Source organism: Streptosporangium sp. NPDC004631, assembly GCF_053601935.1.
The window spans coordinates 1-20,751 of the sequence record NZ_JBSGCR010000001.1 but is presented as its reverse complement, the minus strand read 5'-3'; the positions used below and the strand labels follow the sequence as shown (position 1 = coordinate 20,751).

18 protein-coding genes are annotated in these 20,751 nt (G+C 65.1%); 8 read left to right on the top strand and 10 right to left on the bottom strand.

Going from position 1 to position 20,751, the window contains the following annotated elements:
- Positions 1-522: 522 nt before the first annotated feature.
- On the top strand, positions 523-1,614 hold the full coding sequence (locus tag ACWEF2_RS00090; RefSeq protein WP_453810774.1) for a TerC/Alx family metal homeostasis membrane protein: 1,092 nt from the start codon (positions 523-525) through the stop codon (positions 1,612-1,614).
- Positions 1,615-2,824: 1,210 nt separating this feature from the next.
- On the opposite strand, the gene ACWEF2_RS00085 is transcribed toward ACWEF2_RS00090, so the two are convergent.
- On the bottom strand, positions 2,825-3,619 hold the full coding sequence (locus ACWEF2_RS00085) for a hypothetical protein (protein ID WP_453810773.1): 795 nt from the start codon (positions 3,617-3,619) through the stop codon (positions 2,825-2,827).
- A gap of 540 nt (positions 3,620-4,159) precedes the next feature.
- On the opposite strand from ACWEF2_RS00085, the gene ACWEF2_RS00080 reads away from it, so the two are divergent.
- Positions 4,160-4,675, top strand: coding sequence for a hypothetical protein (locus tag ACWEF2_RS00080; RefSeq protein ID WP_453810772.1), 516 nt, complete (start codon positions 4,160-4,162; stop codon positions 4,673-4,675).
- A 27-nt stretch (positions 4,676-4,702) separates the two neighbouring features.
- On the opposite strand, the gene ACWEF2_RS00075 is transcribed toward ACWEF2_RS00080, so the two are convergent.
- The 5 genes from ACWEF2_RS00075 to ACWEF2_RS00055 all read right to left on the bottom strand — a co-directional run bounded on the left by ACWEF2_RS00075 (position 4,703) and on the right by ACWEF2_RS00055 (position 9,879).
- Positions 4,703-5,473: a hypothetical protein gene (locus ACWEF2_RS00075; RefSeq protein ID WP_453810771.1), complete on the bottom strand. Its 771-nt coding sequence runs from the start codon at positions 5,471-5,473 to the stop codon at positions 4,703-4,705.
- Between the two features lie 3 nt (positions 5,474-5,476).
- The gene (locus ACWEF2_RS00070; protein WP_453810770.1) at positions 5,477-7,645 is read right to left on the bottom strand and encodes a hypothetical protein; all 2,169 of its coding nucleotides are present in this window, start codon (positions 7,643-7,645) and stop codon (positions 5,477-5,479) included.
- Positions 7,642-8,430: a hypothetical protein gene (locus ACWEF2_RS00065; RefSeq protein ID WP_453810769.1), complete on the bottom strand. Its 789-nt coding sequence runs from the start codon at positions 8,428-8,430 to the stop codon at positions 7,642-7,644. The genes ACWEF2_RS00070 and ACWEF2_RS00065 overlap by 4 nt, the downstream gene beginning before the upstream one ends.
- A 78-nt stretch (positions 8,431-8,508) precedes the next feature.
- Positions 8,509-9,153 carry a Crp/Fnr family transcriptional regulator gene (locus ACWEF2_RS00060; RefSeq protein WP_453810768.1) on the bottom strand — a complete coding sequence of 215 codons (645 nt, stop codon included), beginning with the start codon at positions 9,151-9,153 and terminating at the stop codon, positions 8,509-8,511.
- Positions 9,154-9,624: 471 nt separating this feature from the next.
- Positions 9,625-9,879 carry a helix-turn-helix transcriptional regulator gene (locus ACWEF2_RS00055; protein WP_386229061.1) on the bottom strand — a complete coding sequence of 85 codons (255 nt, stop codon included), beginning with the start codon at positions 9,877-9,879 and terminating at the stop codon, positions 9,625-9,627.
- Positions 9,880-10,150: 271 nt separating this feature from the next.
- Between ACWEF2_RS00055 and ACWEF2_RS00050 the strand changes: the two genes are divergently transcribed.
- Positions 10,151-11,386, top strand: a complete 1,236-nt coding sequence (locus tag ACWEF2_RS00050) for a hypothetical protein (protein WP_453810767.1) — start codon at positions 10,151-10,153, stop codon at positions 11,384-11,386.
- A 174-nt stretch (positions 11,387-11,560) separates the two neighbouring features.
- On the opposite strand, the gene ACWEF2_RS00045 is transcribed toward ACWEF2_RS00050, so the two are convergent.
- Genes ACWEF2_RS00045 through ACWEF2_RS00035 form a run of 3 tightly spaced genes read right to left on the bottom strand, consistent with a single transcriptional unit; the run spans position 11,561 to position 13,225 of the window.
- Positions 11,561-11,701: a hypothetical protein gene (locus ACWEF2_RS00045; RefSeq protein ID WP_453810766.1), complete on the bottom strand. Its 141-nt coding sequence runs from the start codon at positions 11,699-11,701 to the stop codon at positions 11,561-11,563.
- Positions 11,702-11,708: 7 nt separating this feature from the next.
- Entirely contained in the window at positions 11,709-12,845 is a 1,137-nt protein-coding gene (locus ACWEF2_RS00040; protein WP_453810765.1) for a HigA family addiction module antitoxin, read from the bottom strand.
- Between the two features lie 50 nt (positions 12,846-12,895).
- Positions 12,896-13,225 (bottom strand): hypothetical protein, encoded by a 330-nt coding sequence (locus tag ACWEF2_RS00035; RefSeq protein WP_453810764.1) that lies wholly within the window; start codon positions 13,223-13,225, stop codon positions 12,896-12,898.
- A 241-nt stretch (positions 13,226-13,466) separates the two neighbouring features.
- On the opposite strand from ACWEF2_RS00035, the gene ACWEF2_RS00030 reads away from it, so the two are divergent.
- From ACWEF2_RS00030 to ACWEF2_RS00010, 5 genes are all read left to right on the top strand, one after another.
- Complete coding sequence (locus tag ACWEF2_RS00030; RefSeq protein WP_453810763.1) at positions 13,467-14,768, top strand: hypothetical protein; 1,302 nt, start codon at positions 13,467-13,469, stop codon at positions 14,766-14,768.
- The gene (locus ACWEF2_RS00025) at positions 14,765-17,287 is read left to right on the top strand and encodes a ThiF family adenylyltransferase (RefSeq protein ID WP_453810762.1); all 2,523 of its coding nucleotides are present in this window, start codon (positions 14,765-14,767) and stop codon (positions 17,285-17,287) included. The genes ACWEF2_RS00030 and ACWEF2_RS00025 overlap by 4 nt, the downstream gene beginning before the upstream one ends.
- The gene (locus tag ACWEF2_RS00020) at positions 17,284-18,378 is read left to right on the top strand and encodes a patatin-like phospholipase family protein (protein WP_453810761.1); all 1,095 of its coding nucleotides are present in this window, start codon (positions 17,284-17,286) and stop codon (positions 18,376-18,378) included. The genes ACWEF2_RS00025 and ACWEF2_RS00020 overlap by 4 nt, the downstream gene beginning before the upstream one ends.
- Before the next feature lie 268 nt (positions 18,379-18,646).
- Positions 18,647-19,087, top strand: coding sequence for a hypothetical protein (locus ACWEF2_RS00015; protein WP_453810760.1), 441 nt, complete (start codon positions 18,647-18,649; stop codon positions 19,085-19,087).
- A 358-nt stretch (positions 19,088-19,445) separates the two neighbouring features.
- Positions 19,446-20,366 (top strand): LysR family transcriptional regulator, encoded by a 921-nt coding sequence (locus ACWEF2_RS00010; protein WP_453810759.1) that lies wholly within the window; start codon positions 19,446-19,448, stop codon positions 20,364-20,366.
- A gap of 94 nt (positions 20,367-20,460) precedes the next feature.
- Here the strand turns inward: ACWEF2_RS00010 and ACWEF2_RS00005 are convergent.
- Positions 20,461-20,751 (bottom strand): RNA-guided endonuclease InsQ/TnpB family protein (locus tag ACWEF2_RS00005; protein WP_453810758.1); only part of this gene is annotated, 291 nt, incomplete at its 5' end.

Here is a 20,751-nt window from a genome sequence, read left to right as displayed (position 1 = left end):
GAAGGTGGACGGTGGCCGGGGACGTCGTGGGCCCGGCCAGAGAACGGCGACGGTGACGATCGCGGAGAACGTCAGCAGGACGCCCAGGAGAAGTTCGAGAAACAGGTTGACCGGCATGGGATCCCCTTCGTCCTCACTGTGGACACGTGGATACGTGGACACGAGGACGGAGGTCTTCCCACACCCTCCCCCGCACGGGAAGGGCCACCTCGCCGGGCTTCCCGTGCTCCGGGTGCCGTGCTGACGGACGAGGTGTCGGACGGCGGGTACTCCCCTCCGCTGAATCCACTATCCGCCCGGCTCAGCTCTCCGGTCAACCGCGCGGGAACGGGACGAGCGGATCGCTCGCGAGGACGGGGGTGTTCACTCGGAACCGGGAGTGGCCTAACCTGGAGGGACGAGGGGAGTACTTCCCAAGAGCCGCCCCGGTCAGTACGGACGCCCCGAGGCGTCCCCGGACGGCCACCCGCGTAGCGTGGGTGAAGGAGACCTCGGACAGCCAAGCGCGTTCGAGGAGTTCTCATGCCCATCGAGGCGAGTCCACTGGCGACCGATCTCACGACGATCGCCTCACCCGGACTGTGGGCGATCACCGTTGCCGTCCTACTGCTCCTTCTGGTCCTGGACTTCGTGCTGACCCGCCACCCCCACAAGGTGCGGATGCGCGAGGCGGTGGGCTGGTCGGCCTTCTACCTGATGCTTCCGCTGGTCTTCGGCGTCTACCTGTGGGGGGTACACGGCTCCACCGTCTCGGTGGAGTTCTTCACCGGCTACGTGGTGGAGAAGTCGCTCTCGGTGGACAACCTGTTCGTCTTCATGCTGCTGCTGGCGGCTTTCGCGGTCCCGCCCGCGCTGGCTCAGCGGGTCCTGCTGTACGGCATCGTCGGCGCGCTGGCGCTGCGCGCGGTCTTCATCGCGCTCGGGGCCGCCGCCCTGAAGAGCGGTACCTGGGCGTTCCTGCTGTTCGGCGCGGTGCTGATCGTCACCGCGGTGAAGGTCTTCCGGGACGCGATGGCCGGGCACGAGCAGCAGATGGACATCTCCTCCATGCGCGTGGTCCGCCTGATCCGGCGCTTCATGCCGGTCACCGACGACTATCGGGGCTCGCGCCTGGTCGTCCGGGAGGGCGGACGGCGCGCGCTGACCCCGCTGGCCCTGGCCGTCGTGGCGGTCTTCGCCACCGACATCGTCTTCGCGGTCGACTCGGTGCCCGCGGTGTACGGCGTGACCGAGGACCCGTTCCTTGTCTTCGCCACGAACGCCTTCGCCCTGCTGGGCCTGCGGGCGCTCTACTTCGTGCTCCAGGACGCGCTGGCGAAGCTGCGGCACCTGAACCACGGGCTCAGCGTCATCCTCGCCTTCATCGGGGTCAAGCTCGTTCTGCACTGGGCGCACGGTATCTGGACCTGGGTCCCGGAAATCCCCACGCCCGCGTCGCTGGCGGTCATCGTCGGCGTGCTGACCACCGTCACCCTTACCAGCCTCCTCACCGCCCGAAAGGCTCCGGTCACCCCGCCGGCCGGGACCGCCGCCCCCGCGCCGACGCGGCCGGCGGAGCCCCGGCCGGAGTCACCGCGAACGGCACGCCCCACCTCCCCCGAACGCCGCCCATAAGCCGGCCCACCGCGACGTCGGTCACGGTTGGGGTGGAGGGGGATACCGACCAGCATGACGACCTGTCCGGGCACGGTCCGACCGGGTGTGCCTGGGGTCAGGGAATACGTCACGAACTCGCTCTCACAGTGGAGTAAGGAATTTGCATCCGGGCGGTTTCATGCGCAGTCGGGGGAAGAGCACGGCTCGGGATCAGAAAGGAAAGGCCACCCCGGCATGACCCCGACTCCGGGCAGAACGTAGAACTCGACTCCGGATTCTGGGATCAGGATCTTCGAGAGAACTTGGACTGGTTCATCGTCAAGCATGATCCACTTGGCGCCACTGGGGCCCTTGGCGAACACCGCACAAATTGCTCTACAAATTGCTCTGACTATCCCTGACGCGGTTGCCTGCACGCCATGCAGGTGGTGGCTGATGGTCGGGTCAGGGCATGCATCGCGGTAGGCCGGCGTCCAGGGAATAGGGGAGCTGTCGGGCCAGCTCCCACCCTGCCTCGAAGGTCCTGGCCATCCCATTCGCATGAACGGGTAGCGGGTCTGCGCGAGTTCCATAGTTTCCCTACGGTTCCTATAAGGAACAGCTTCCACGAAAACGCGGTGGTAGGTCAGGTCATCGGTCGCCAGGGTCACCCTTTTCCGACGCCCCCGCTTGTCTAGCACTGTGCAGTGGAGCAACCCCCATCCAAGCGGCGCGGGAATCAGGCCGGAGTCACTGCAGAGCCGCTCGTAAGGGATTTGAAGTTCACGCGCAGCGTCAGGTGAGATCTCAGAGTACTCCTTAATCTCTGGTTCCTTTAGATCTGCACTCACATACTGAACCCGCTTCTCCTTTATTGGATTTTTGGGAGAGCTATAGCGGGACTTGCGTTTCTTCGTTGTCATGTCGTAAATGCTGCCGGGTTCGAGACGCTTGCGCTACCCGATGTTTTCCAGCGCTCTTTGTCCTCCTTGTGATGGTGGTGAGCTGGACGGATGCCCGTCCGCAGACCTTTTCAGGAGTGCACTGCACGAGCCCAAGGGCTCATATGTAACTGATCTGTTACCGTCGACGCCATGCCTAGGGGGCGGATGCACGGAACAGGCCACCGCCCTCGTCGAACGCGTCTTCGCGTAGCAGCTTGAGGCCTCAGACAGGGGTGGCCTGCTTGGAGATCATCGCCCAGAAGCTCACCCAGCTCAGGGGCTGCTGTGGCTTTTAGGACGGGGGTCTACGCGCTGTCGGGACGTTCGGTGTTCTCGGCGGGGGCGAACCGGGCGATGATGTGTGCGCTTGCCCGACCTGTGCCAGCCTTGCCGGTTGTGTAGTTGGATACTTCCGTTACCGCTATCGAGTTGTCCTTATGTCCGAGCTTGACCCGGCCGTCGTCATAGAGGAACAGCTCAAGCCCGTTGGGCCATACGTACTCGTCGAGGTTGTGGCTTTCGCGGCGGATGGTCTGGGGGTGGCCGTGGCGCAGCTGGGAGTCGGCGTCAGCGACCGTCTCGCCGGCACTGTTGTGGATCTTGTCGAACCAGTCCAGGAAGTCCAAGACGGTGCCGATCTGACCGACGCGCTCATGCAGCGCACGCTGGTCGTGTCCGGGGACAAACTGGCCGAGGGAGATCTCGGTGCCGCAACCGCATGCGCATGTTCGTCGACCGACGACCGAGTCGATGTAGTTGATCGGGTTGCGATTGCCGGTGATTGGGTTGCCGACGTAGGCATCGAAGACGGGGTGGCCTTCAGACAGGATGTTGCCCGTGATCACCCCGCGGCCCGGGACTGTCTCTCGGTCGATCTTGTCGATCTCCACTACCAGCACCACGGTGCGTTCCCCGTTGTGGTCGGGGGCGGAGAACAGGGCGTAGTTCTCGCGGTCAGCCCGTGCGCCGAGTACGTAGTAGCCGTGGTTGTCGCGGTAGATCTCGGAAGGGGACATGTTCGGCGAGTAGCCGTAATGGGTGCGCCCGAGGGGGTCGTCGGAGGGGCTTTCCTTGCGGTCGGAGAGTGTGATGTGAATCATCGCCATACCCTTCATGCCTAGGAATCCGGGGTATCCGTGTATCTACAATGGTGGCATGGGTGATAGATACTTGCAATACCTAGACTGCTTGGGTATCGGGTTATCGGCATCCGGTGAGCCGGGAAAAGGAAGCCGGGCCGTTCGCAGTACTCTCATACTCCCCGGATAAGAAGAAGGGGCGGCCGGAGACGACCGCAACCGCAGGTGACCATGCCGACAACGTGGTGCCGATCCGCCCACCGCAGACCTGGCAGCTGCAGTGACGTTCGCCGTATTTACGGCGCACCTGGATTGCTGCGCCTTGGCCGCCGATACCGTAATCGCCTACCGCCGTCAGGCCCACACCTACGACAATTGGCTCCTCTCCCGCGCCGCCGACATTCCCCTCGTCCATGCCGTTGCCCACGCACTCCAGCGGGTTTCCTGAGGAATCAGACACCCGTAAGAAATGGCGAAAAGGCAGCGGAAATGCGGGTTCGCCTGCGCGCGATGAGCCGAAGCTGGAGATGTCCCAGCAGCACCGCTTCTCCGGAGGTCCCGATGGCGCGACGCAAGGCGAACGACGAGTTGAACGCGGTCGAGTCGCTCAACATCGCTCTGCAGACACTTACGATCTTCCATGGCTATGTCCAACAGGCCGATGCCAAGCTGGCCACTGCGGCCACCGTCCATCTCGGTTTCACCGCAGTCGCGGTCGCCCAAGCCGGTGATCTGAGCAAGGCCTGGACGAGTGGCCCACCGCTGGCGGTCGCCGCAGTCATCCTGGTCCTGCTCTTTGGGGCTGGGAGCCTTGTCGCGGGACACCATCTCATCGCCGCGCTGCGCCCCCGCCTTGCCGGCCCGGCCGGACCCAACAGGTTCGGCCTGGTGCGGGCGGACAGGATCCCGTCGCCCGCCGGCGCGGCGAGGCAGCAGCGCGAGGCGTGGTCGCTGATCTCCACGCTCTCCGACATCGCGCTGCGCAAGCACGAGCGGATTCGGCGCAGCCTGCCCTGGATGGCCCTGATGGCCGTCACCACCGTCGCCTGGCTGGCACTGACGGCGCTGACCAGCTGACCAGCTGCGAGGTCACGGGCGGTCGGGTCAGGAGATCTCATGGAGGGGGGCGAACAGGGAGTCGGGGCCGGCCGGCGGCAGCGGAACCCCGAGCCGCTCAAAGGCCTCACGCAGCGCGCTGTCGCTGGCGAGCACGAGATCGTAGACACCTGCCGACTGCTGGGCGTTCACGATCTTTACGACGAGGGTGAGAAGTTTCTCGGCTTCCTCCTGGCGGGCGTCGAGCATCTGCTCAAAGATGCCAGCCGCGTTGTCGGGATTTTCGGTGAGCTGTATGGCGTAGCGCGCGAATGAGCTCTTGGTGGCTTCGGACAGGAGTTCCTCGCAGACCTCGCTGGACTCTCGGAGCTTTTCCATCCGCAATTTCGTGGCCTCTGCCCGCGCCTCGATCTCATACATGGCAATCAGGTGGGCACGCCTGATTGCCTTCACCTCCTCGGGCAGTTCGAGCTCGGCCCTCGCGCCCCAACGGGAGATGATCGCGGTGTCGCGCGAGGTCTCCGCGAGGCGGCGGTCGAGGGTCTCGTTGACCGCTTTCTCGGCTGCGTCTGGCTCGAATATGGAGTGGTTGCGCGTCGTGGCGCGGACTGTCTGGCGCACGAGGTCGCCGACGTGATCGACCTCCTCTCGATCAGGCGTCCACTGGCCGCGCCTGCCGCTCGGCAGGCGAAACAGGCGGACGGCCACCGCGAAGTCGAACGCCTCTCCCAGCGCGGGCGCGGAGAAGACCAGCTCGTTGCTTACCTCGGGGAAGGACGGTTCGGGGGCGGCGGTGAAGCGCTGGATGAGAAACGACATCGGTTAACCGTCCTTCAGGATGGAGGCCAGATGGCGAAAGAGGTCGGCGGAAATGGTCCCGTTCCGCTGCCATAGCAGGAGGTAGAGCTGGTAGGTCCGGCGTAGTCGGAGGCTGCCAGAGTTGCCGGTTCCGAAGACGCCCTCGAGTACTGGCCGTAGCGCCGGATGTTCGTCCCACTCCCTCACCCATCCGGTGAACAGCTGCCACAGCCGACCTGCCAGGCTTGATCCCTGCCCTGCCATCTCGTCGGCAGACAAGCTCAACTCCAGAGAGCGGGTCCACAGGGCGACCAGGTCGGTCCCGGTGCAATGATCGAGCAGGGTCGGCCGGGTACCGTTATGACGCAGCGAGCCGAGCCGTACCAGTGCGAGCGCGGCGGCGAGCCGCCCGCCGAATGCGTCGCCGCGCGCCCATCTGGCCAGTTCCGCGGCGATGGGCCGTGCGGTGTTGGTCACGTAGATGTCGGAAATGGATCGGGCTACGGCGTCGCAGAGCCAGTAGCCCTTCGTAGTCAGCGTGATCATTCGGAACGATGCAAGCACCTCGTTGACGTTCCGGATGCCCATTTGCGAGCCGTAGGCTATCGCCGCCGTTGTCCGCCGTTCGTAGGGGCCGATCTCGGCCCATCTGCGCAGCAGCGCCTCCACCCGGTCCCTTATCTCGGGGTCGCTGGCCGCAGCCTCTAGCGCCCACGCGGCGAGTTGTTTCTGACCGACCTTGGAGGCACGACTCCACCCATCGAGGAACTCCTTCTCCATCAGGTCGAAGTCGCATGTTGCGAGCAGTCCAACCGCGTGCGCGATTTTGATCCGCACGTGCTCGTCCGAGCTCTCGCCGAGACGACGCAGCCACGCATAAAGGTGCCCGCGGACGGCTGGCAGCTCCTCCCAGATCATCGGCAGGAGCAGGGGGGCAAGCTCATCACGCAGCTGGACGCGCCGCCCCTCACCCCGGCGAGCACCCTGTATCGCGCTGATCCCCGAGTAGCTGAGCCAGCTCCCAAGCCGCTCCCAAACTAAAGTGTCGTCGTGCTCTTCGCTTTCCCGCTTTCCATCGAGGATCTGCTCGGCCAAGTCGAGCGCGGCCCCCGACACGACCGGTTCGGGCAGGCCATGTAGCACAGCGCTGCTCACCAGGAAACACCGGCCGAACCTCGTCGGCTCTTCGTCGAGATGTTCGTGAAACCGTGTATGAGTGAACAGCGGCTGGGCGTTCAGCACATCAGGGATGGCCTGGCCCTGCCGCACGCCCTCCACCAGCCGCTCCGCGAGTTGCAAGGCCTCAGCTGGCTGGCAGCCAGACAGCCAGCCGACGATGTCGTGCTCGTCCAGCCTGTGCGTATCCCATGCGTCAGGATCGCCGAGCAGGTAGGTGAACGTCTTTCGGAAGACGTGGTCAGCGGCTGGCGGCGCATGGTCCACCATCCGATGGGGAAGGTCGTAGTCCGGGCCGACCAGGACGACGATGCGGCACTCGCTGCGCGTCGCCACGGCCGACAGGTGATCGGCGACCTCCTCCAGCTGCGACGTCCACGGGCTCTCGTCGGCGAGCAGAAGGTATCCGGCGCCCTTCTCCAGGTCGGCCATGTCCACGCGGAGTGGCTCACCCCTGATCATCAGCCGATGGCACGACTTGGCGACATCTAGCAGGGCGGCGATGGCGGTCATGGTCCTGCCGGTGTTACGGGGGCCGCGCAGCAGCAGGAGCGGCTCGTCGACCAGCAGCTTGGCCAGCCGGGTCTGTGATTCGGTGAGAACCAGGCAGGCTCTGAGCCGTTCCAGGCGCTCCCCGGCTACCGGCGCGGTCTGCACAGAAGGTCCGTCGGACGAGCCGAAGTTGTAATAGAGATCGCGGCCGGCGCCGTAGACCCTGGCGTTGTCGCTGGCGTGGTTGACGGGACCGCCGAACCAGTCGCGTCCCGCCGTGGTGTCCTTGCCGGTATTGAGCTTTCGCAGGCTGGCCAGCCGCAGCCGCAGGTTGTCCTCCTCCTGCTGGATGCGGCTGACCAGCGCAGCATCCCCATCGTGTTCATCTTGAGCGTCGTTCTCGTCGTGGTCATCTCGGTCGTCTTGGTCGAATGACGGGGGCGATGCCCCAGCCGGCGAGGACGTCTCCTCCTCGTCGGGGGCCGGCCCGGCGGGGACGTCCGGTTCGGGAGCGGCCTCGCTCATCGGGATGGCCTTCCTCGCCGCGGATCCTCGCCAAAGAAGGCGTCCCTGCCGCCCGAGAGCGCGATGCCGTTGCCGCTGGCTGTGTTGGTGCTGCCGCCGTAGTAGTCGCGGCCGGCGGTGACCCCGCCATGCCGGGCGCTTTCGTCCGGCTCAACCACGCGTTTGGACGCCTCGGATTCGACGTTGTATTCGTCCAGCTCGGCAAGCCGGTGCACGTTGTGCCCGGGAAGGTGGACGTAGGCGCGGTACTCCTGGGACTTGGCCTTCACGTGGACGTGGCGGAAGTCCTCAGGAGAAGGGCCGCCGTAGCCTTGTCCGACGAAATCCTCGAATATCCGGTCTGAGACGATCACCCCGAGATCAGCCTCCGGGCATGCGCTCATGGCGGCGCGCAGTGGGTCGGCCCCTACCAGCCGCCCGGACTGTACGGCGTGGCCGCCCGGCGACCCGGCGGCACCGTCCACATGAATGTGCCCGCCGTGCACGGCCAGACGCAAGCGCGTACGGAACCGTCCCCGATTGACCGCCTCGACGCCCTGTGCGAGCGCCGTGACGAAGGGGCCTAAGACGGCTGCGGCATCGGTGTCCGGCGGCAGGACGGTGAACTCGCCGTCTCCCTGCGGCTGTCGCTTCCAGTCGAGAAGCGCCAGGCCCGCCGCTCCGGCGGCCAGGTCGAGCACCCGGATGAGTGTCTTTTGCAGTTCCACCTGGTCGCCGTCGTGGCGGCCTCCGTAGTCCTCGATGTCCGAGGTGATCATCAGGCGATATTCTCGTTCGTCGGACATGTGATCCTCCTGGCTTTCCGGCTTCGCGGTCGCGTGCCAACGTCGATTGTGCGGACGACTGACTTTCGGGAACCCGGATTAATAGGGCTTTGCCGGATGATTTCCCGGGGGGAGCGGGGCGAGGTTGGCGAAGACTTCCAAGCCCGGAAGGTCGGTGACGACCACTCGCCGATGGCCGGTGCGCACCAGCCCCCGCACCGATAGGTCGCGCAAGATCTTCTGCACGGTGCTCTCCTTGGCGCCGATCAGGCCGCCGAGCTCGATCTGGGTCAGCGGGACGCCCAGATCTGTGCCCTCCGAGCCGGGACGGCCGTGTCGAGCGACCACTGCTAGCAGCAGGCGGGCCAGGCACACGCCGCTGTCGTATCCAGCGAACTCCAGCCGACGCTGATTCGCCCAGCGCAGCCGATCACTCATCAGGGTGCTGAGAGTCAGCGCGGCGGAGGGGTGTCGCCGCAGGTAGTCGAGAAAGACTTCGCCCCTGATCAGCCGGGCGACGGTCGTTCCGCAGGTGATCGCAGTCGCCGAGCGCGTCGACCCATCCAGCACGGCCATGTCACCGATCACGTCCCCCCTGACCCGCACCGCGAGCAGGGATTCCTTACCGTTTTCCGTGCGCGCAGTCACCTTGACCAGGCCATGCGTGACGACAAAGACGAGATTTCCAGAATCACCCTGGTGGACTATCACATGATCGGTGGGATACGTCCGGACAACTCCCATCGCCAGCAGGGGCTGCCTGGACGGATCCGGCAGCCGCGCCAGGAAGGTTCCCGATGGCCAAGGGGATGCGCCTGGCGAAGCCGGAACCCGTCGCATGGAGGCTCTCCCGAGGATACGAGGTGGCACGCTGCCAGCGCCAACATGTTATCCACGAAAAGGCTTAGCGATACCTTTTAGATAATGGCTGTCCCTATCTGCGAATATCGGGAGGCCTTTTCGACTGATGTCGGATCCACGGCCGTTGATCGCATGCTTTTCTGCTCTGTGAGTATGGAGGATTGACCATCCAGCCTTAAAGAACTGTCTCGTTCATGAGCATTTCGCTGCTGCTCAGGTAACGGTGCAGGGAGGTTTTTGGATGGCGGTTTTGGCCGCGATCTGCCCGATGGATTTGCCTTGGGCTTTGAGTAGGCGGGCGTATTCGATATTCGGCGGCACTGGCAGGGGCCCGGTGCTAAAGAACGCCGACTTTCATCCGTTGGCCGAGGCGCTGCAGGTGCCGAACAGCTCTTTGACCGAAACGTCGAGAGCGTCGGCGATTTGAAAGACGTTGTCCAGCCGGGGACTGTACATGCCGTTTTCGATGCGGTTGATGGTCTTGCGGTCGACCTCGGCGAGTTCACCCAGTCGCTCCTGGGTGAGCCCTTGTTGTTCCCGGACGTCGCGCAGCCGCAGGCCGAACTGTCTGCGCAGTTCAGCGAGGCGGGGCGGGATCGGGACGGGCACCTACCCAAGGTGGCGTGCATGATCCTCAAAGGTCTGTACCAAGGTTGGTACATATTGCGGAAGGTGGTCAGCGCACGCTCGCGCAGGGCGGGAGGCTGGGGCGACCCCTTTGCTCGCCCCGGCTGACCTTGAAGAGGCAACGATGATCACAACGGAGTCGCGTCGTCCTGTTCGCACGATCGCCCTGCCCCGCCGCAACCATCACGGCGGCTATTCGCCCGCCTGGCTGCTGGTGCAGGCCGCCTAGCTGTCCTGGGAGATCCACTCCATCTTGAGTTTGATCCACGGCGCCCGGCTCAACCTCACCGAGGAGTTGTCCGCCCAGTACGAGACGACCCGCGCGCTGATGGACGCTGCCCACGCCGGCGTCATCGTGGAGTCACGGATCCCGCTCGCCCCCTCCTGGAGCAGCGGGGTGCCCCGACCCCGCTCAGTGTTCGCCCAGGCCCGTGAGGCCGGCAGCGACCCGCAGTCGGTCATCCCGGAGATGTTCGCCCCCGCCAAACCCGACATCGCCGCAGAGCACCTGCAGGCGCTGGCCGAGGCCTCCCGTCCCGACCAGTTTCCCCACGCCCAGTGCGCCGGGGTCAATCTCAAAGGCGCCCGCTGTGCCAAGCGCATCTTCACCGGCATCGGCGCCCAGCACTGCCACATGCACTTGACCACCGCTGAGAAACAGCGTCGCGAGCAGCTACGCGTCGCTCGCGAACAGGTCCGCCAGGCCGAAGAGGACGCGGTCGAGATCCAGCAGGTTGTGCTGGCCCAAGACTGGATCGATCGCTACGGTCGGCGGCCGCACCGTGTTGAGCTGCCCACGTTGCCTCCGCGATCGCACCAGATCACCATCACCCACCCCGACGTCCCGGATGCGGCGGGCACCCCGCCTCATGCGATCATCACTGTTTATGAGAGCGGCTGGCTGACGGTCTGCCCCCGTGCCGGTGAGATCGTCAGAGCTTTCCTCGACGCGCCCTGCGCCTCACTGCAGGAGATTGCCGCACACGCCGCCGAGCAGACACCGGGGCGCTGGACGGACGGTGAGCAGTGGCTGGATTCGAGTGTCTGGGATGGCATCCAGCCGCCGTTGGACTACATGCCGGCCCTTGGCGAGGCGCCCGAGCTGGACGAGTACCCCGGTATCCACACCTTGCGCCTGCAGATGATTGGTGATGAGCACGATTGGGCCCGCTGGCAGAGCGGGTTTTCCGCGTTGGTGCAGGCCTGTGGCCACCCAGCGGTGGAGAACATGGCGGATCTGCTGGCGTTCTGGCAGCACGTCGGCATCCTGGCCCAGACACAAAGCGTCGATACCCCTTCGGGCGCCGGCCCGCAGTTGACAGTCGGAACCTCGGTGCGCTCACCCTGGCGGGTGCTGCACGCAATCGGGAACTTCGAAGCGCCGGATGCTTTGATGCGAGCGGTGCGTTTCCTGCTTGCGGTAGGCGCTCCCTGGGATCAGGAAATTCCCCCTCACGAGGTCCTCAACCTGGGCCGCGTCACGGCGTAGCTGAAGCTGGTTGCCGCCCACCGTCTGATCGGCGGATGCCCTCAGCATGAGCTCCGAGGCGCCTGCACCCCGGAGCAGGCGCCTTCAGGGGGCATGCAAGGGACAGGCCCTGGAGGTCGACATCGGACTCCAGTAATAACTTGACGACCGGGCGCCGACCCTGGATGCCCCTTGTCATATCAGCTCATCGACCAGGTACCGCAGTGACTTGATCGCCCACCGCGGCTGCGACTGGATCGCCTCGCTCACCCGGCTCGACGAGCACCAGTAGGGCGTGGCCCAGTCGCTGATGCAGCTGCGTGGCATTCTTGTCATGGTTCGATCACTCCACGACGGTGCTGCTCTGGGCGTGTGTGAGCGCAGTGAGGTCAAAGTCGCGTTTGAGCTTGTTACCTTCTTTCCAATCCAGGGCTTTGTCGTGTTGGAGACGGCCGACGACGATGCCGGGAGCGACGCCGACTTGTTCTGCGAAGCGGTTAATGTTCATGAAAGGTTTTGGATGTCGCCGCAGTGTTTCGTAGGCCGTTTCGTATTGAGGCGGAATGAGGGCCTGCGCGGCGAAGTTGTTGGCTTCTTCCTCAGCCGCACCGGTTCCTTTAAGGGGATCCTCGTCGAGGAAGGTCAGCCGTTTGCCATGTAGGAGGACGTGTCCGATCTCGTGGAAGACCGTGAACCAGAAGCGGTCGTCCTTCTTGTAACGGTCGGTTAAGGCAATCATGACTTTGTCTGAGGTGAGCCAGCGGGTGGCTCCAGATAGGTGGGTGTTCCTGAACGCCGAGGAGAAGACCATGGATACCCCTGCCTGTGCGCATAGCTCGGGTAGCTGCGTGATCCAGAGGCCGGGGTCTTGTGCGCTCAGGAGGCGAATGTCTGGTAACAAGTCCTGCAGTGCCTCACGCCGGTAGGGCTTGCATGGGCGTCGGCGTGCCTCCAGTACATTCAGTCGAAGCCAGGAGTAGGTGGCATACTCGCTCGGCGGAGTCGCGGTCGACCGTCGGAAAGCGGCGCTGTAGCCACTCCACAAGTCTTCGGCGACGGTAGGACTAGCGACACCGAAGAAGTCCAGGAGTTGCCGGAGGTTAACAACGGTCTTGCGCTGGTCAGGTAGAACACCACGGGCAACGAGATCGGCCAACGGAAACTTGTCGAGCCACCCAACCTGCTCGGCGAGGGCCTTGTGTTCTTCCTGCCGCACCAACTGGGTACGCCAGGCGGCTTCCAGAATGTTCCATACGCTGGCAGGGACGCCGATGGCCCGTTCGAGCAGAAGTGCGGTTTCCGGGCTGAGTGCCGCAGTGCCCTGCACGATCTGATTGACGTGCTTGGTCGATAGGCCGGTGCGGCGGGCGAGGTCAGCTTGGGAGATGCCGAGTTCCTCCAGGGTCTCCTTCAGAGTCTCCCCTGGGGACGAAACGGTCTGCGGGACGTACTCGAACGAGGCTGCGGTGTCGAGGGTCATCAGATGTCTCTCCTGGTGAGGAAGGGCCTGCGGGATGAGCGGCAGCCGAGCTACGCGACGATGGCGGTGACGACGAGGTCGTGGACGGTATGTTCGTCGAGCCGTCCGTCGGCGAGGGTGGGAGCGGGGTCGTCGCGAGGGCGCACAAGCAGGTTGGCGGTCGTTCCCAGAGAGATCAGTAAGTATCCGCTGCCGCTGCCGGGGTGGTAGCGGAGGCGGGCCGCAGGCAAGCGACGAAGCTCGGCTAGATGCGTCACGGCGGCGATCTTTCCCAGGCGCCTGCGAATCGTCGCAGTCAGCGCGGGCCCGTAGTAGCTGCGTCTGACGTCATCGTCGATGCAGACCCGGGCCACCTCGCCATCGCCAAAAAGGATCTTCAACTGTCACCCCAGGGAAAAATTTGCATTCACCGGACCGGTTCATGCTACCGTCTTGCCCTAGATCAGATGATCTCATGAACCCGATAGGTGCATGGAATCGGAAAGGCGGGACCACCGCGGCACGACACAGTCATGTCGATCACGGGGCGGTGCTCCCATGCAGTCCACCGGCGAGCACCACCTTCGCAAGAGCAGGTACCGGACGCCGCCGGTACTGTTCCCGAACCAAGAAGGTGAAGACATGAACGACGACACCCCGAGTATGGGCGCGGTGTTCTGGCCCGTTGGGACCGGCGACAGCAGCACTATCGTCGTCTCGGACGAGATCGTCCTGCAGATCGACCTGCACGACATGGCCAAGGCCGACGACGACGAAAACCCTGAGGTGCCTGTCGTGGACCGCCTCGTCGAGGCGCTGCCACAAGTCGGCGACCGGCCCTATCTGGCCGTGTTCGCGCTTACCCACGCCGACAAGGATCATTGCCTGGGGTTCGCGGACCTCCTCGACAAGGTCGAGATCGGCGAGCTGTGGGCCACCCCGCGACTATGGCGTGAGTACGAGGAGGCAGACGGCGACGGGCTGTGCGAGGACGCGAAGATGTTCCAGATTGAGGCCGAGCGTCGCGTAGCCGCCGTGCTGGACGCGGTCGAGGCCGGTCGGGAACCGGCCAGCGGGGATCGGATCGTCGTGATCGGCTACGACACCGACCATGACAAGCACGCTTACCACGAGCTGCCCGATGAGTACAAGTCGGGGCCCGGAAAATCAATCACCATCCTCGATGGACACCCCTGCTCCGACCGCTTCGAGGCTTTCATTCACGCGCCCTTCGCCAAGGACTGTGCCGCAGCTCGTAACGAGACCTCTCTGGCGATGCAGGTGACACTCACCGACGACAGCGGCCAGACCGGACGGATCCTCCTGTTCGGGGACCTCGCCCACGACACGATCATGAAGATCTTCGACTACAGCGAGTACCACAAGCGCGAGCAGTACCTGGCATGGGATCTCTTGCTCGCGCCACATCACTGCTCGAAGAAGGTCATGTATGCCCCCGATGGCGACGGCAACGACGTGTTCCAGATGGATGTGATGAACGCATTCCGCCGCCACGCAGGCGACCAGCCAGTCGTCGTATCCAGCAGCGGCGTGTTTCCGGCCACCGACGCCCCGGGAGCAAACCCGCCGCACCGCAAGGCCGCGAACCGCTACGAGGCGATCGCCGATGAGCTTATCTGCACGATGGCGTGGCCCGACGCTGGCGCACCGGCACCGGTCGTGTTCGCCGTCGATGCCCAAGGCGCCCGCATCGTTCGGGAGGAGACCGTCAAGCTCGCCGCTCATGAAGCCTTGACCAAGTCCGCTCCGCACACGTTCGGTCGCCGACTGGCCGCTGTCACCGCGGCCGCCTCCATCGCCGCTGGTACGGTCCCGACCCAGGCCACGCACGGCGCGACGGGCCCGGAGCGACTGCGTGAGGCAATTGCGGCCGACCGCGGCGGAGACAAGGCACCAGAGACCGCCGTTGGATTCGGGCAGTGACCCGCCTCGCCCGCGAGCTCGCCGCTCGCCAGCTCGCCAACCTCGAGCAGGTGAGCGGCGGCGCGTTCGAGGTGCTCGTTCAGCCAGACGCCGACGACGATCGCTTCCTCGTCTCCCTCGACACCCACGGCATCCCGAAGGGTCCCGGCATCCGGGTCCGAGCCCGCGAACAGTTTCGCATCCGCGTCCCCGACACCTTCCCCTACCAGCCCCCATCGGTGTCCGTCGATCACCCTCGCTGGAAGGGGACACCGCACGTCCATTGGGGCAGCCTGCTGTGTCTGTACGCGGCGCCATCGGTGGAGTGGAACCCCGCCGACGGCATGCGCGGTCTTATCGAGCGGCTCGTCACCTGGCTTGAACGGGCTGCCGAAGGCACCCTCGACCCCGCAGGTCAGCCCCTGCACCCACCAGTGACCTACGCAAGCGCTGAAGCTGGGTGCGCCATCATTCACCCTGACCTCGGCGACCGCGTGCCCTGGTCCAGCGGAGCCCTCGACACCACCACGAAGAGGTTCACAACCCTATTCGCTTGGTGCATCAGGGACGGTGAGCGCGTTGAGATACTTGAGTGGCTGAGCACGCTCGACGCCTACGACCGTGTCTTGTCCGAAGACGTCCAAGCCGTCGACGAGCAGGGACGACCCTACTTCCTGATCTCAACCGTACTCATCAGCGATGAAATTGGGTGGGAGTACCCCGCGAAAGCGCGCGACCTCGCGGTCAGCTTGGAGAAGTCGGGGTACACCCGCGAGCAATTGCTGACGGACCTGACCAGGACGAGCCGACTCAACCGAATTCTGCGCTACAAGGTCGGTGAAGACGCCGACCTCGACGCGGATCCGATCGCGATGCTGCTGGGCACCCCGTCGCGCCGTATAGACGACACTCACCGTCTCGCCCACCTGGTCGGATGGAAGCTGAACAAGCTGGGCGGTTCTATTACGAGCCTGCTCAGCAGCCTCCCGGCCGGCGCACGTGACGCACTGGCTGAGGAGGTTCGCCAACTCGCCCATGAGTGGCTCCAGATCGCCACCGTGCACTGGATGCGGGTTCACGAGATGAGGCCTGAAGTCACCAACCGTCGAGACCACGGAACAGCGGTCTCATGGCTGCTCGGTAAGCGGGTCCTGGTCTTGGGGTGTGGCGCGTTGGGGGCACCTGTGGCCGAGCACTGCGTCCGAGCCGGCGTTGAGAGTTTGACCGTCCTCGACGTCGGAGTGGTAACCCCCGGCATCCTGGTTCGGCAGCCATATAGCTACTCCGACATCGGCAAGGCGAAGGCCCGGGCATTGGCGGAACGGTTGAATACCATCACGCATACGCCGGTCGTCAAGGCAGCCGTCAGCAACGCGGTGCCGACCCTCCTTGACAGCGCCTTCGACCCGACCGCCTTCGACCTGATCATCGACGCGGCCGCCGACGTCGGTGTCCGGGCTGCGCTGGAGCGCACCCGCTGGCCGCGACGCGACATCTGGCCATCGGTGGTGACAATGGTCATCGGTCACCAGGCCAGCCGCGGACTCGTCACCGTCTCCCGCGCCGGCGCCACCGGCGCGGGCCATGACGTGCTGCGACGTGTTGCGATCCGTGCCCGCGGTTCTGAATCGAGGACATGGGGCGATGTCGCCGACGACTTCTTCCCCGACCCACCGCGCACCGAGATGTTCTTCCCCGAGCCGGGCTGCTCCGCACCCACCTTCGTCGGATCTGCCGCTGAGGCGTCCGCGCTTGCCTCACACATGCTGACCGAGGCCCTTCGTTCGCTAGCCGCGGGTGAACAGTCTCGCGGGAACACAATGACGGCGATCGCGGTCAGACAAACCGCCGACACTGGCAAGAGCATGGATGCGCTAAGCGTACTCACCTGGGACAATGATCTCGTCTGCACCGACCCCGGCACCGGGTACGAAGTTCGGATCGCGGCCGAGGCACTCGCGGAGATGCGGATCGAAACCCGACGCGGTGCCCGGATACGCGGACCCGAGATCGAGACCGGCGGCATGATGCTGGGCGCCTTCGACGACTCCACCGGCGTTATCAGCATCGACATGGCCACCGGACCGCCGCCGGACAGCCAGCTCTCAAGCGTCTACTTCGACCACGGCACGGCCGGAACGCAGGAGGTAATAAACCACCATATACGTCGAACTGGCAACTTCGCAGGCTTCGTCGGGATGTGGCACACTCACCCGAACGGTAGGGCGCAACCCAGCCCCACGGATGAGGCCGGTATGGCGGCAATCACCACGTTCGCGGGGACCGGACGCCGGGCGCTGATGATGATCCTGGCCGGGACACCTCGCGTGTGGGAGACCTGGCGGGAAAGCACTGGTATGCCAAGTGTGTATGTTCGAGTCGTGAGCCGCGACGAATCACCGGTCACCAACCACGTTTCTGGGCGGCTCCAGGCTGAGCCACCTCCTGGGAGGTACTTCGCCGGCGGTTACGCTTACCCAGTTCACGCGTCCTCAGCCGCTCGGCGGCGTCCGTGGTGGCTGCAGTGGGTGAACAAATGACTACCTCCCTCTCGATAGGACTGGCGCTGTCCGGTGGGGGTTTCCGAGCCACGGCCTTCGGCCTGGGGTGTCTGCGCGCCCTGCACGACTGCGACCTGCTGTCACGGGTGCGGGTGGTCTCCGGCATCAGCGGCGGCAGTTTGCTGGCCGCGATGTGGGCCTACGGCCCGGCGACGTTCGGGGAGTTCGACGACAACGTCACCGCCCTCCTGCGGCAAGGCCTGCAAGGCGAGCTCGTCCGGCGGGCGCTCTCACCGCGTCATCTCGCTAAGGGTGCGGTCAGTAAGGCCCGGTCATTCCCGGGCGTTCCTGGACGCCGGCCACGGAGCTTCACCCGCACCGAAGCCCTGGTGCGGGCGCTGATGTCACGACGATTCGGCTTGCGCAATGTCGACGACGTCACCCATCCGAACCTAGACACCGTCATCTCCGCAACCGACCTCATCACAACGAACGCGGTCCGTTTCGGCAGTGCGACAAGCTCATGCTCGGCCTACGGTCGCATCATCGATCCGGTTCAGGTGGCAGACGCCGTGGCCGCCTCCGCTGCGTTTCCACTGCTGCTGCCCGCACTGACCAGGACCTACGAGTTCGAGAACAATCAAGCCGAACGCCACACCCGCACCGTAACCATGACCGACGGCGGGGTATACGACAACCTGGGTCTTTCACCGCTGTCGCCGGGACGGTCACGTACTTTCACGAGCCACGTGTACGACTTGGACTATGTGATCGCGGTTGACGCTGGCCGCGGTCAGACAGTCAAAACTGGCGCGTCATTTTTGCCGGGCCGGTTGGCGCGGAGCTTCGACATCACCTACAACAAAACCCAGGACGGGAGCCGGGCACAGTTGAACGCGGCGGCCGAGCACGGACGGCTGCGAGGGTTCCTGCACGCCTACCTGGCCATGCAGGACCGCAACCTGCCGACCCCGGTCGCGGACTACATTCCCCGTGCCGCGGTCGTCAGTTATCCGACCAACTTCGCGCCAGTACCGGCGGAGGACTTTCGCCTGCTGACGGTCCGGGGCGAGCAGCTAACGCGGGTCTTGCTAGCGCATTACTGCCCCGAGTTGTACACCGGAGTCTGACCTTTCCATCCTGTTGTAAGAAGAGAACCTAAGGTCACAAACCCGCAGCCAGAGGAAAGACAGCTCCGCGCGGCGGGAGATTGCGACGCGCGCCTGGCCCTACCAGTCTATTGTTTCGTCGCCAAGGAGCGTAAATATCACGTGACTGAGTCACCATGGCGTAGTGACCATTGCCGCTGAGGTTTCGTGCCCATCCTGCCGGATGCCCCCGCGTGATGTGTGTGTGAATCCGTCCGGTGAGTCTCGCTCTCGACCTCATCTGCGGCGCGTGCTCGTCGAGCTTGCCAGGTGGTTGCTCCAGCGCAGTGTGGATCCAGACGATCAGTCGCTTGTCACGCAGATCTTGGATGAGGTGCAGCCTTGTCACAGAAGCCTGGCTCAAGAAAGACACCCCATCATCAACCAGATCGACGATGATGATGCCGAGCTCGATGGCTATGAGGAAAATTCGATGCTGGTCCGGCAGGTATCAAAGTCAATCACTGAACTGAATGGGTGCACCTTTAACTTGGAGCCGCTGGTAAAGCAGCTGCGGCAGGTCGAGCGCGAGTTAGACAAGGCGTTGACGATGGCTTCGCGTCTACGGAATGGTCTAACTCGGCCCGATGGCAGTGCACCAGAGTTCGGACTGCCGACGGTGGACCAAGTCGTGGTGTGGGAGGAGTTGCATATGCTGGAGACGATGCGTGAGCAGATGCGCGCGCGATGAGCACAGCGCCACCAAGGGGTCCGCCGACGGCGCAGATACCTGGACCGTACGCTGGCATGCCAACGGATGCCTGGATGCCACTCGTCTTCGCGACGGGTTTGAGATCGTCGGATGGGCACCGACGTCTGAGGCCGTGCCCGATGCGCTACGCCAGTGGTCAACACCCTGCGGCGCACCGGTCGCGCTGCAATGGACCACCCCACCGCAGCGACCGGCGCGGCAATTGCCGGTGAACGGCTCGGGTGGTAGCAGCGGGTCCAGCCTGGAACTGGACACAGGAGAGGTATGGCGACGGCACGAGGAGGACAATCTCGCCGAGTTGGCCAGAGCACAGGCTACGTTTGTGGATCTCGATGCTGTGCGCACGTTCGTCGCCGTCGTAGACACCGGCCAGTTCCAGGACGCCGCCGCAGACCTGTCGATCACCCAGCAGGCCGTCTCCAAGCGCATCGCCGGGCTGGAGAAGGACCTCGCCGTACGGCTGTTCACCCGCACCGCGCGCGGGGCCCGGCTCACCATCGACGGGCAGGCGTTCCTGCCCCACGCGCGCGAGTTGCTACGCGTCGCCGAGCGCGCGGTCGCGTCCGTGCTCCCCGGCAGCCGTCCGCTGCGCGTCGACGTGATCGCCTCGCGCACCGCGGCGTCGGGCCTGATGCGCGGCTTCCACCGCGCGCACCCCGAGATCGAGCTCGACGTGGTGATGCTGTTCGACATCGAGACGGCCCTCGCCGCCATTCGGTCCGGTGCGATCGACGCGTCCTTCCGCGCCGTCGCCGTGCCCGGCCGGCCCCTTCCCGAGGACATCGAGTCCGTCCGGGTGCTCGACGAGCCACTCCAGCTCCTCACCGGGCCCGCCCACGCCCTGGCCGGCGCCCGGTCGGTGCCCGTCGCTCAGCTCGCCGGGCACCGGATCTGGATGCCCGGCATCGTCCCCGGTACCGAGTGGGCCGCCTACTACGACGATCTCGTCGCCGAGTTCGGCCTCACCATCGAGGCGACCGGCCCCAACTTCGGCTCCGACGCGCTCCTCGACACCATCGCCGACACCCCGGCCTTGGCCACTCTGATGGGCGAGCAGACCCGCCTGGTCTGGCCCGCCGGCCACGGCCTGCGCCGCATCCCGGTGACCGACCCGACGCCCGTCTACCCGCACTCGCTCCTGTGGCACCGCGACAACCCCCACCCGGCGCTGGCCACCCTCCGCGCCCACCTCGCCGCCACAGCGGCCGGCCACGACGCCGCCGGGACCTGGGCGCCGGGCTGGGCGATTCCGCACTGAACGCCGCCGCGTCTGCGATCGTCGTGGCCGGATCGACCGACGGTGATTTGAGACAGGCGTGACTCCTCCGCTCCCTGAAGGGGGCGGCTTCTCGCTAAGCCGCTTGCGCAGCCCGGCGAAGGGCAAGCCCTGCCCTGAGGATGTTGATCGCCGCGTTCACGTCGGCGTGCGCGGTGTGCCCGCACGCCGTGCAGGCGAACCCGGCCTGGGTGACACGGTTCTCCTTCGCGATGTGCCCGCAGTGGGCGCAGGTGCGGGAGGTGTGGGCGGGGTTCACCGCGATCAGCTCTCGACCGGCGCTTTCGGCCTTGTACGCGAGGACTCGCAGGAACACCCCCCAGCCCGCGTCCAGGATCGAACGGTTGAGGCCGGACTTCTGGGCGAC

Excerpts from the sequence above, each read along its gene's own strand:
- ACWEF2_RS00080 (WP_453810772.1), top strand. The coding sequence starts at position 4,160 with ATGGCGCGACGCAAGGCGAACGACGAGTTGAACGCGGTCGAGTCGCTC.
- ACWEF2_RS00060 (WP_453810768.1), bottom strand. The coding sequence starts at position 9,153 with ATGGGAGTTGTCCGGACGTATCCCACCGATCATGTGATAGTCCACCAG.
- ACWEF2_RS00075 (WP_453810771.1), bottom strand. The coding sequence starts at position 5,473 with ATGTCGTTTCTCATCCAGCGCTTCACCGCCGCCCCCGAACCGTCCTTC.
- ACWEF2_RS00020 (WP_453810761.1), top strand. The coding sequence starts at position 17,284 with ATGACTACCTCCCTCTCGATAGGACTGGCGCTGTCCGGTGGGGGTTTC.
- ACWEF2_RS00045 (WP_453810766.1), bottom strand. The coding sequence starts at position 11,701 with ATGACAAGAATGCCACGCAGCTGCATCAGCGACTGGGCCACGCCCTAC.
- ACWEF2_RS00085 (WP_453810773.1), bottom strand. The coding sequence starts at position 3,619 with ATGATTCACATCACACTCTCCGACCGCAAGGAAAGCCCCTCCGACGAC.
- ACWEF2_RS00070 (WP_453810770.1), bottom strand. The coding sequence starts at position 7,645 with ATGAGCGAGGCCGCTCCCGAACCGGACGTCCCCGCCGGGCCGGCCCCC.
- ACWEF2_RS00065 (WP_453810769.1), bottom strand. The coding sequence starts at position 8,430 with ATGTCCGACGAACGAGAATATCGCCTGATGATCACCTCGGACATCGAG.
- ACWEF2_RS00040 (WP_453810765.1), bottom strand. The coding sequence starts at position 12,845 with ATGACCCTCGACACCGCAGCCTCGTTCGAGTACGTCCCGCAGACCGTT.
- ACWEF2_RS00090 (WP_453810774.1), top strand. The coding sequence starts at position 523 with ATGCCCATCGAGGCGAGTCCACTGGCGACCGATCTCACGACGATCGCC.
- ACWEF2_RS00030 (WP_453810763.1), top strand. The coding sequence starts at position 13,467 with ATGAACGACGACACCCCGAGTATGGGCGCGGTGTTCTGGCCCGTTGGG.